The sequence below is a fragment of the Pseudomonas mendocina genome, assembly GCA_037482215.1.
In the GTDB taxonomy this organism is placed as follows: Bacteria; Pseudomonadota; Gammaproteobacteria; order Pseudomonadales; family Pseudomonadaceae; genus Aquipseudomonas; species Aquipseudomonas mendocina_E.
On sequence record CP148074.1, the window covers coordinates 268,331 to 278,882 of the forward strand.

A 10,552-nucleotide genomic window follows, 5' to 3' on the forward strand; every position below is an offset into this window, starting at 1 on the left:
GTGGCAATAAGCACTAAACTCTGGCCCCTTTTTAGGAGCGGATATGGAAATATTTGGCATCGCGGCCTTGGTCTTTCTGGTCACTGACCCCTTCGGCAATATCGCCATTTTTATCGCTGCCCTGAAAAACGTACCACCTGCGCGCAGGCTCAAGGTGGCTGCCCGTGAGTTGTTGTTCGCGCTGCTGCTGTTGCTGGTGTTCCTGACCTTCGGTGACAAATTACTCAGCGCCTTGGGGCTATCCCGTGAGGCAACAGCGATTGCTGGCGGCATCATCTTGTTTGTGATTGCCATGCGCCTGATTTTCCCAGGCCCGCAAGGGGTCTTGGGGGATGTGCCAGATGGAGAGCCTTTGCTCGTACCCTTGGCCACCCCGGCAGTGGCTGGCCCATCGGCGCTGGCAGTGCTGATGACCCTACGCAACACACACGAGGGGCCCGTATGGGAGCTGTATGCCGGTGTGCTGCTGGCATGGGCCGCCACGGCGTGTATCTTGTTGCAGGCATCTTTTCTGCAACGCTTTCTCGGACCCCGCGGGCTGACCGCAGTGGAGCGGCTGATGGGCATGCTGTTGATTATGCTCAGTGTCGATATGCTGCTGGATAACCTGCAAAGCGTGTTGCATATCACCCCATGAAAGTTTTTTTTCTTAGCATCCTGATGTTTGTGTTGGCCGGTTGCAGTACGGGCCTGCGTATTGATGACACCTACACCTCAAAAGGCCAGAACAGCCGTGTGCAGTACATCGTGCTGCACTACACCTCGGCCGATTTGCAGCGCTCACTGCACTTGCTGACGCAAGGTGAGGTGAGCAGCCACTACCTGATTGCTGAAAAGCCAGCAACGATCTATCGGCTTGTTGATGAGAATCGCCGCGCCTGGCATGCCGGTGTCAGCCAGTGGCAAGGACGGACTTGGCTCAACGGCACCACCATCGGCATAGAACTGGTTAATCAGGGCTTTTATGACACCCCCAAAGGGCGTTATTGGCAGCCGTTTTCGCCAGAGCAGATTGATGCGTTGATCCCTTTGCTTAAGGACATCATGCAACGCCACAACCTGCCGCCAGGCAGCATCATTGCTCACAGCGATATTGCACCGCAGCGTAAAAGTGACCCAGGCCCATTGTTCCCTTGGAAGCGTCTGGCTGATGCTGGCTTGATGCCGTGGCCGGATGCTGCTCAGGTGGCGCGTCAGCGTGCCTACTTCAGTGCCAGTTTGCCGAGTGTGCTGTGGTTCCAGGAGCAGCTGCAGCATTACGGCTACGAAGTGCCACTTACCGGCGAACTGGATAAGGCCACCCGCAATGTGATCGCTGCTTTCCAGATGAAGTACCGCCCGGCGCGTTATGACGGGCAGCCAGACGCGGAGACGGCCGCGCTGTTGCTGGTCACCAACAGTTTGCAGAAGTAACCCGTTTACCGTTCTGCCTGCGCTACTGCTTTAAGCGGTAGTGACAGGTAGAACTGCGAACCCTGTCCTGAGCGTGAATTCACACCCATATGGCCGCCGTGTAACTGGACGATCTCTTTGCACAGTGCCAAACCCAGCCCAGCCCCTCCTTTCTTTGGGCTGACCTGTATAAAGGGCTCGAAGATTCGGCTCTGCTGCTGGTAGGGAATCCCTTCGCCGTTGTCCTCAACCGAGACCACCAGCCGCTCGGTCAGCAGGCGCGCGCGCAAGCGGATGAATCCCTTGGCGTAACTGTGCCGTAAGGCATTGGCGATCAGGTTGTCCAGCACCCGCTCGATTTGGATCGGGTCGATCTGTATCTCTGGCAGCTCACCATGGATTTCACAACTGAGGGTGACGCCTTGTTCTCGGGCCTGGGCGACAAAACGCTGCTGAGCACGCTGCAATAACGGCGCTATGGCACAGTCGCTGCGTTCAAGTGTTTGTAAACCATGTTGGTAGCGCGACACATTGAGCAGGTCATTGATAAGCCGCAGCAGGCGGTTCATTTCTTCCTCAACTGTATTGAGCAAGTCAGATTCCCGTGCGTTGGCCGGTGGCGGCATGCCTTCTCGCAGTAACGAAAAGGCCATCAGCATGCCGGTGACAGGTGTGCGTAATTCATGGGAGGCGCGCAAAACGAATTCGCTGCGCACCCGCTCAAAGGCACGTTGTTCGGTCACATCGCGCAGCACCATAACCGCGCCAAGCATGCGTCCGTCCTCAAGGTTAATGGTGGATAGGTTATATGCGAGCAGCCGTATTTCACCGTCGATGTTGACCGGCAAGTCTTTAAAGTCGGACTCAATGAGTTCACCACGCAGGGCCTGGCTAAGTTTTTCGACCAGTTCGCTGTGATCCAGCGCATCAGACAGCGGTTGCCCAAGGTGCTCATGGCTCCAGCCCAGTTGACGCTGTGCCACTGGATTGAAGTGTTCGATATGGCCACTGCAATCAACAATCAGCAGGCCATCGTTGATGCTGTCGAGTACGCCCTGTAGCTGTTGCTGTTCCGCTTGGAGCGCTTTCACATCGCTGTTTTTGAATTCACGCAGGGCCTCGGCCATAAGGCCAAATCGTTGGCTCAGGGCGGCCATTTCCGCCACGGTAGTGACGGGCAGCACGACTTTGAAGTCGCCCTTGCCGATTTGATCGGCAGCACGAGCCAGAGCCTCGATAGGGCGGCCAAAACGCTGGGCGATGGTGTGGGCGGTGATATATCCAATGACCAGCACTGCCAGGCCGGTTACGCCCAGCAGTATGGCGATTAACCAAGCGCGCTGTTGGCTGCGCTGCTCTTCAATCTCCACCGCCTGAATTTAGTGCAGTTGAATGTTGTAGATGTTGTCGCGCAGTACCTCGATGGCGTTGCCGAAACCGTCATTGTTGAGCAGCTGCCGACGCACCGTCAGCGGTTTGGCCAGCAGCCCGTCGAGTTGTTGATAGGCCTGAGCGACTTGATCGATGGCATGTCGCTCACTCGGATCGTGGACCACCATAGCCGCTTTCTCCAGCCAGCCTTTGAAGCGTAAATCAGACTGTTTGAGAGCCTCCCGATCCAACTCTTCGGCCAGCAACAGCACAACCTGCTTACTCAGCTCCTGATGCATGCCCATGCTGGCTTCAATCGTGCGCAGGTGCTGAACCATGGCTTGGTTTTTGGCCTGGGTTAGCTGGAGCACGCTGAACACAGCCAGCATTAGCCCGGCCAAAGCAACCGTGACCAGAGCACTGCTGCCGAGGAAGAGTTTGCTGCGTAGCTTCACAGGCTCAACTGTTTACGTTTGCGGTAAAGCGTTGAAGCGTCGATGCCGAGCGTTTTAGCCGCTTGGTCGAGGCTTCTGCTGTTGGCCACTACCGCGCTGATGTGCGCGCGTTCCAAGGCCTCCAGGCTGAGCTGATCACCAATCTGTGGGGCTGTGGCTACGGCGCCGCTCTGTGGGGTCAGGCCCAGGTGATTCAGTTGCACCTGCTCTTCGTTGCAGATGATGCTGGCTCGCTCCACCACATTGCGCAGTTCGCGGATGTTGCCTGGCCATGGATGGTACAGCAGGGCTTCCCTCGCCTCATCGCTGAAGCTGCGGGCCGGGCGGGCATAGTCAATGACGAACTGTGCGAGGAAGCTGTCGGCCAGATCGAGGATGTCTTCGCGCCGCTCCCGCAATGGTGGCAGGGTCAGGGTAATGACGTTCAGGCGGTAGAGCAGGTCTTCGCGGAAGCGGCCCTGGCGAACCATTTCCTCAAGTGGCAGGTTGGTGGCTGAAAGAATCCGGACGTCGGCACGCCGGGTCTGTGGGTCTCCTATGCGTTCGTATTCTTTGTCCTGAATAAAGCGCAGCAACTTCGGTTGCAAGATCAGCGGGAAGTCACCGATTTCGTCGAGGAACAAGCTGCCGCCGTCAGCCTGACTGACGCGGCCGTGAGTGCTTTCGCTGGCGCCAGTAAAGGCCCCACGGTTGTGCCCAAACAGCTCGCTTTCCATTAACTCTGCGGTAAGCGAAGGGCAGTTAATGGTGACGCAGGATTTCTTTGCGCGTTTGCTCCAGCGGTGAATGGCTTGGGCAAGTTCGCCTTTACCTGTGCCGGACTCTCCGAGAATAAGGACGTTAGCGTCTGTGGTGGCAACTTGGCGTGCAGTCTCCAGCACACTCATCAGGTTTGGGCTGTGCGAGTCCAGTGCGTGCTCAGGTTTGTGCGCCTGCTGCTTTAGCTGTTCATTGGCCTGTTTGGCTTGCAGTTGCTTGCTGGCCGCCTGTCGCAGTTGTTCAGGTGTGCAGGGTTTGACCAGATAATCCGCTGCACCTGCTTGGATTGCATCGACAGCGGTGTCGATTGCGGAGTGGGCTGTAACGATGACCACGCGCATCCAGGGAGCATGCTGGCGCATGTAGGCGAGGACTTGCAGGCCATCTTCGCTGCCTAAACGAAGATCGAGAAAGCACAGATCGAAGACCTGACGATGCAATAGCGTCGTAACCTGAGCTGTGCAGGCTGCGGTACGAACCTGATAGCCCTGATCTTCTAGGCAATAGCGGAAGGTTCGCAGGATGGCTGGCTCGTCATCGACAAGCAGAACACGGCCGGGGATAAGGTCTTCAGTTCCTGTGCGCATACCTTTCTCCTTAAAAGCAAGTTCACAAAATTAGTCCGCTACACGCATTGCAAGTTGCACGAGCCGGTAGGGGCATCGTGCAAGGTGCATGTCTTGTGTAGATGAGGGGTGTTTGTAATTCATTGATTTCTAAGCGGTTGTCTATGTTTCAAAAGCTGGCACGACAGTTGTAATGCAGTCAGTAATGCTGCGACGGGCGGCAGTGCCGACTGCACTTGTGTGCCTATTCACCATAGTTGCGGATTAGCCGCACAGCCACGGTGAAGGTAACGAGTGGATAGACGGTGCAATGCAAGGCTGTAAACGGGGCCTTTGAGCCCGTTAGAGCCCGGTGTGGTGTGAACCGATTCAAGTACTGCTGATCTAACGAACCAAGCGGGTTCAGCCCAGGAAGGGCAGCCGCTTAAACGTGATGACAGTGCAGTGATTGATTCAGCTCACAGCAACACCGGCACGGACCCCGGTTCGATGGGAGTTCCCTGAGGACCTTTCGCGCCGCTGGCGCATGCAAGCAAGGAGTGTTGCTATGTTGAGTTGGGCTATTACCTTTCTGGTCATCGCTATCATCGCTGCAGTATTGGGCTTTGGTGGTATCGCAGGTACTGCAACCGGGATTGCCAAAATCCTCTTTGTGGTCTTTTTGGTGATGTTTATCGTGTCCTTTGTGATGGGACGTCGCAAAGGTTAGGGAGAATGAATGAGAGCTTATGAATCGCTGCTTGCTGCCCTATTGCTCGGCAGCAGTGCGGCGGCACTGGCCGCCAGCACGGATGCTGAAATTCACATCAATGAACTGATAAGCCGAGAACCGGCCTATCAGCAGAGTTGGGCGAAATTAGCGGGCCAGGACTCAGGATTACCGCAGTGGGTGGTTAACCTGGAAGGCGTGTCTACGCCGGTGCAGACGTTCAAGACTGGGGCTGGCACCTACCGTGTTGCAAGCTTGTGTAAGCCCCACGACTGCTTTAATAACCGCCTGTACGTCGCATTTGCTCCTGACAAAAAGGATGTCGATGCCCTGTATGTGACCGTTCCAGACGATTTGGCCGAAGGTGAGGCACCCAGCAACAGGGCGGTACACCGCTGGCTTGGCGGGCCGGGCTTTGAAGTGCGCAAACTGCTGGACGAGCAACTGCAAAGCGACCCCAATTGGCACTGATCCGATCGCTGCAGGGCTTAAATAACCCGGCAGCTTCATATCCTGTAACTGGCAGCCGCTGCGCAGTCGCTTTCTTGTAAGACGTAGACCACTCTGTCACGTGCAGGCGCGGTATCATCCCGGCCAGTGATTGATGGAGTGGCAGCATGCTCAATACCCTCTGGCTTGGATTCTTTCTGGTGGCGGCGGTCGCCGGCCTATATCGCTGGCTGATCGGGGACGATCCGGCCGTGTTCGGGGCCATGGTAGAAAGCCTGTTCGCCATGGCCAAACTTTCAGTTGAGGTCATGGTGCTGTTATTCGGCACCCTGACACTGTGGATGGGCCTGCTGCGAATCGCTGAAAAAGCCGGGCTGGTCGATGTGCTTGCACGTCTGCTTGGGCCGCTGTTCGCACGGCTGATGCCGGAGGTGCCGCGTGGCCACCCTGCGCTGGGGCTGATCACCATGAACTTTGCCGCCAATGGTCTGGGCCTGGATAACGCCGCCACACCGATTGGCCTCAAGGCCATGCGCGCGCTGCAAGACCTCAACCCGAGCAGCACAACCGCAAGCAATGCGCAGATCTTGATGCTGGTGCTTAACGCCTCATCGCTGACGCTGCTGCCGGTTACCATCTTTATGTACCGCGCTCAGCAAGGTGCGCCCGATCCCACCATGGTGTTCCTGCCCATCCTGCTGGCGACCAGCGCCTCAACCCTGGTGGGCCTGCTCTCGGTGGCGGTGATGCAGCGCCTGCGCCTGTGGGACCCGGTAGTGCTGGCTTATCTGATCCCTGGAGCACTGCTGCTGGGGGGCTTTATGGCGATGCTGGGCGGGATGTCGGCTACGGCACTGGCGGGTCTTTCATCGTTGCTGGGTAATCTCACCCTGTTCGGTGTCATCGTGGCTTTTTTGGCCATTGGTGCTCTGCGCAAAGTGCCGGTTTACGAGGAGTTTGTCGAAGGCGCGAAAGAAGGCTTCGATGTCGCCAAAGGCCTGCTGCCGTATCTGGTCGCCATGCTATGTGCGGTGGGTGTGCTGCGTGCCTCCGGGGCATTGGAGTTCGGCCTGGATGGCATTCGGTGGCTGATCGAGCAGGTGGGCTGGGACACCCGCTTTGTCGATGCGTTGCCGACGGCGCTGGTTAAACCTTTCTCGGGCAGTGCAGCCCGTGCCATGCTGATCGAAACCATGCAGAGCCAGGGCGTAGACAGCTTCCCGGCGCTGGTCGCCGCGACGATTCAGGGCAGTACCGAAACCACCTTCTATGTGTTGGCGGTGTATTTCGGGTCCGTCGGTATTCAGCGTGTGCGCCACGCGGTTGGCTGTGCATTGCTGGCTGAGTTGGCCGGGGTAATCGCGGCGATCGCGGTGTGTTACTGGTTCTTTGGCTGATCAGCCTCGGCGTTTGCTGGCGCTTTAGTCGATCACATCAAAGCGCAGCACGCCGATCATCTGCCCGGCTTCGGTCAGCACCTGAACCTGCCAGTGGCCTGTGGCGCTGGCAGGGAAGTTGAGTTTGTGGGTCCAGGCCCGATAGCCCTCTTTGCGCCCGCCGCGAATGTCCAGAGCAATACGGTCGATCTCCCGGCCGTTGAGTGTCCAGACGTGGTAAATCCTTTCGTCGAGCCCCCGTGGCGCGCTGATCGCCGTGTAGGCGTACAGACCCAAGCTGCGCAGTTGGGCAGCGGTCAGCACTTCTACGCTCTCGCCCGGCGTGCGGTTGCGGTTATCAAACTTGCTGGTGACGGCGAACTCATTGAGCCACAAGGTTGCCGGTGGCACCCAGACGCGGCCGAACCAGCCGCCTGCACCGATCAGCAGCAACAAGCCGACCAGCATGGCCACCCGCCACCAGCGGCGCATGGGTAACGTGGAGAACAGCGACGGAAATGACAGAACCACCGCAGCCGCCAGTGCCAACTGGTAACTCTGGGTGGTGGTCAATTTGAAAATGATCGGCAGTGCGGTGAGCAATACGGCGAACAGCGTTAGGGTGTGATAACCCAGGTACATCCAGCGCCTGCGCGCTAACCATTTGTAGTACAGCGGGTCAGTGATCGAAATCAGCGCTGCGCTGGCCAGCAGGCCGCTGAACAAGACTTGGCCACTGTTCCAAGTGGTGGTCATGAAAAAGAACGGCAGGACGAAAAACAGGCTTTCCTGATGGATCATCTGTGTCGCGTAACGCAACACCGGTGCCGGTATCTCAAAGCCGAAGCGCTTTGAGATGCGTTCGCGCAGGATGTTCTCCAGCGTCAGCCAGACCCAACTGACCAGCATCACCACGGCGATGACTTTGGCCAGGCCTGCTTGTCGATCCACCAGCACAAAGCTCGCCACGCCGGATAGAAATCCGAACACAGCCACCACGCCGGGATGGCGCTTGATCAGGTCGATGATCAACGTGCTGTAGTGTTTCCACCAAGGCATAACGTACTCACTGGGGCTTCAGACAGGGTAAGGCGAAGGGACGCGCGGACGGGCGCAAAGGATACGCTGGTTACGGAGAAAATCACCGGCCAGTGGCATGATTTGACATGCATTTCGTCCTCCCGCGTCACTGCCCTATGTCGAGCGAGGATGTAGCCTTCTGCTCTTTATGACTCATGTGCGGCCCTGCAAAGGAGACGGTTAAGTGGAGACTTCGAAGCGCGTGCTGATCACTGGCGCAGCAGGCTTTATCGGTCGGCAGCTGCTCAACCGTCTGGCGATGGATTATCCCCATTGGACGCTCATCGCTGCGGATATTCGCCCCCAGCCGTCGACGTGGTTAACCGCTAACGTAACGTCGATGCAACTCGATATTAGCCGTGCAGCGGATGTGCTTGCGTGTGTGCAAAGCTGCCAGCCGCAGGCCATCGTTCATCTTGCTTCGGTCGTGACACCGCCACCGGGCATGACGGAGCAACAATTGCACGCCATTGATGTGGGCGGTACTCGCGCCATCGTTAATGCGGCGTTGGCCTGTGGTGTTGAACAACTGGTGGTGACCAGTTCCGGTGCGGCTTATGGCTATCATCCTGACAATCGCCCGTGGCTGGATGAAGATCAGCCTTTGCGCGGCCATGAGCACTTTGCCTATGCCCGCCACAAGCGAGAGGTCGAGGACATGCTGGCAAGCGTGCGCAAGGAGCATCCTGCACTCAAACAACTGATTTTGCGTCCCGGCACGATTCTGGGGGAGCGTGTCAGTAACCAGATCACCAGCCTGTTCAAAAAACGAGCAGTCCTGGGGATTCGTGGCAGCGACAGTCCTTTCGTGTTTATCTGGGATCAGGATGTCATTGAGGTGATCTGCCGGGGGCTTTCAACCTGCGCTGAAGGCATCTTTAATCTGGCGGGTGACGGTGCGCTGTCCATGCGTGAGATCGCCGGTATTTTGCGTAAGCCTTATGTTGCGTTGCCTGCACCGCTGGTTCAGAGCCTGTTGGCGCTGCTGCATCCGTTGCGCCTGAGTCAGTACGGCCCGGAGCAGGTGGACTTTTTGCGTTACCGGCCGGTACTGAGTAACCAGCGCCTTAAGGGTGAGTTCGGCTATACGCCACGCTACTCCTCACGGGAGGCATTCATGGCTTTTCTGGAAGCGCAAAAGACTCAGTGCGACGTCTGAGCCTTTTGCCGTGTGCGGTACTCGCCGGGCGTTAGGCCTGTCCACTGGCGGAACGCACGGAAGAAAACGCTGGGCTCCGAGTAGCCCAGCAGCAGGGCAATTTCGGCCGCAGGTAGGTCGCCGCTGCTCAGGTAGCGTTCAGCCAGCTGTTGGCGCGTGTCGTTGAGCAGCTGCTTGTAGCTGCTGCCTTCCTCGGCCAGGCGTCGTTGCAGGGTGCGCTCGGTCAGGTGCAGGGCTTGTGCCAGCTGGCTGCGGTCGGGTTCGCCCCGCGCCAGTTGTTCCCCCAGCAAGGCTACTACACGAGCTTGCAGGCTTTCGCTGGGCAGGCGCGCCAGCAGGCTTTCCGCATGTTGGCGCAGCAGCGTTTGCAGCGGTGGGTTGGCCTGGGTCAGCGCTGTGGCCGCTAAAGAGCGGGGCAGAACCAGCGCGTAATCCTCTGCCGCAAACTGCATGGGGCAGGCAAAAATCTGTTCGTACTCAATCAATGTGTCTGGCTGCGGGTGGGTGAACTGAGCGCGCAGCAGTCGCCAGTTCTCCAGCAAGGGGCGCAGCATCTGGATCCAGCAGGCCATCAGCGCCAGCACTCGGGTACGCGTCTGTGGTGCGTCCGGGTGCAGGGGACGATAGATCAGCTTTAGCTCATCACCGTCTTCGCTCAGGCACAGCTCGCCGCCGTCCCCCACCAGACGCTGATAGCGCAAACCGGCGGCGATGGCATCGGCCAGGGTCGGGCTGCTCATCAGCATATAGCCCAGCACATTGAAGTGCCCCGGTGGCAGGTTGCTGCCTATGGCCAGCCCCGGCTCAGGGTGATCCATGAGGTTGAGCTGCTCCCAGAGCTTTTCCTGCGTGGCAAACGGCACCCTGGCGTCCGGGTTGCTGAGCTGAGCCTCCGTCAGTCCACAGGCCTGCATCAGTTGGGTGCGATCAATTCCCAGGCGTGCAGCGGCGTGCAGCACCGAGAGTGTGATGCTGGCGCTGACGGAATGATGGTGTGGATCAAGACGTTGAGTTGGCATGCGCTGATTCTGCCCAAAGCTGACGCGTGACGGTAGCGTCACGACATCGGAAGCGGAAATCTTTGCGCAGGATTTTATGGCGCAGGGCATTTCTCAAAACAACTTTGGCTGTCACGGCCGCGTCAGAGCTGTATGGCGAATCGCCCCCCTGTGACTGCTGCGTTAGCGGACTAGCGCCGCCCCATCTCAAACAGTGCGCTGCTAGATGGGGCGTTA

The 10,552-nt window shown here is 58.1% G+C and carries 9 protein-coding genes and 1 pseudogene; 6 read left to right on the forward strand and 4 right to left on the reverse strand.

Going from position 1 to position 10,552, the window contains the following annotated elements:
• Window positions 1-43: 43 nt before the first annotated feature.
• The gene (locus tag WG219_01160; protein WXL26126.1) at window positions 44-637 is read left to right on the forward strand and encodes a MarC family protein; all 594 of its coding nucleotides are present in this window, start codon (window positions 44-46) and stop codon (window positions 635-637) included.
• Window positions 634-1,413 (forward strand): N-acetylmuramoyl-L-alanine amidase, encoded by a 780-nt coding sequence (locus tag WG219_01165; protein WXL26127.1) that lies wholly within the window; start codon window positions 634-636, stop codon window positions 1,411-1,413. Before WG219_01160 ends, WG219_01165 begins: the two co-directional genes overlap by 4 nt.
• Window positions 1,414-1,418: 5 nt before the next feature.
• Here WG219_01165 and WG219_01170 read toward each other — a convergent pair.
• Together WG219_01170 and WG219_01175 are read right to left on the reverse strand one after the other, a co-directional pair.
• A pseudogene (locus WG219_01170) lies at window positions 1,419-3,218 on the reverse strand (ATP-binding protein).
• Window positions 3,215-4,564 carry a sigma-54 dependent transcriptional regulator gene (locus WG219_01175; protein WXL26128.1) on the reverse strand — a complete coding sequence of 450 codons (1,350 nt, stop codon included), beginning with the start codon at window positions 4,562-4,564 and terminating at the stop codon, window positions 3,215-3,217. Before WG219_01175 ends, WG219_01170 begins: the two are co-directional and overlap by 4 nt.
• Window positions 4,565-5,090: 526 nt before the next feature.
• On the opposite strand from WG219_01175, the gene WG219_01180 reads away from it, so the two are divergent.
• The 3 genes from WG219_01180 to WG219_01190 all read left to right on the forward strand — a co-directional run bounded on the left by WG219_01180 (window position 5,091) and on the right by WG219_01190 (window position 7,099).
• Window positions 5,091-5,252, forward strand: a complete 162-nt coding sequence (locus tag WG219_01180; GenBank protein WXL26129.1) for a DUF1328 domain-containing protein — start codon at window positions 5,091-5,093, stop codon at window positions 5,250-5,252.
• 9 nt (window positions 5,253-5,261) lie between these two features.
• Window positions 5,262-5,723 carry an inhibitor of vertebrate lysozyme family protein gene (locus tag WG219_01185; protein WXL26130.1) on the forward strand — a complete coding sequence of 154 codons (462 nt, stop codon included), beginning with the start codon at window positions 5,262-5,264 and terminating at the stop codon, window positions 5,721-5,723.
• Window positions 5,724-5,869: 146 nt separating this feature from the next.
• Window positions 5,870-7,099, forward strand: a complete 1,230-nt coding sequence (locus tag WG219_01190; protein ID WXL26131.1) for a nucleoside recognition domain-containing protein — start codon at window positions 5,870-5,872, stop codon at window positions 7,097-7,099.
• Between the two features lie 24 nt (window positions 7,100-7,123).
• Here the strand turns inward: WG219_01190 and WG219_01195 are convergent, their stop codons facing one another.
• Window positions 7,124-8,137 (reverse strand): DUF5924 family protein, encoded by a 1,014-nt coding sequence (locus WG219_01195; protein ID WXL26132.1) that lies wholly within the window; start codon window positions 8,135-8,137, stop codon window positions 7,124-7,126.
• A gap of 205 nt (window positions 8,138-8,342) precedes the next feature.
• Here WG219_01195 and WG219_01200 point away from each other — a divergent pair, with 205 nt between their 5' ends.
• A complete protein-coding gene (locus WG219_01200) occupies window positions 8,343-9,317 on the forward strand; it encodes an NAD-dependent epimerase/dehydratase family protein (GenBank protein ID WXL26133.1) in 975 nt (324 codons plus the stop codon).
• Here WG219_01200 and WG219_01205 read toward each other — a convergent pair.
• The gene (locus WG219_01205; protein WXL26134.1) at window positions 9,302-10,336 is read right to left on the reverse strand and encodes an AraC family transcriptional regulator; all 1,035 of its coding nucleotides are present in this window, start codon (window positions 10,334-10,336) and stop codon (window positions 9,302-9,304) included. The two genes, WG219_01200 and WG219_01205, sit on opposite strands and share 16 nt — an antisense overlap.
• Between the last annotated feature and the right edge of the window lie 216 nt (window positions 10,337-10,552).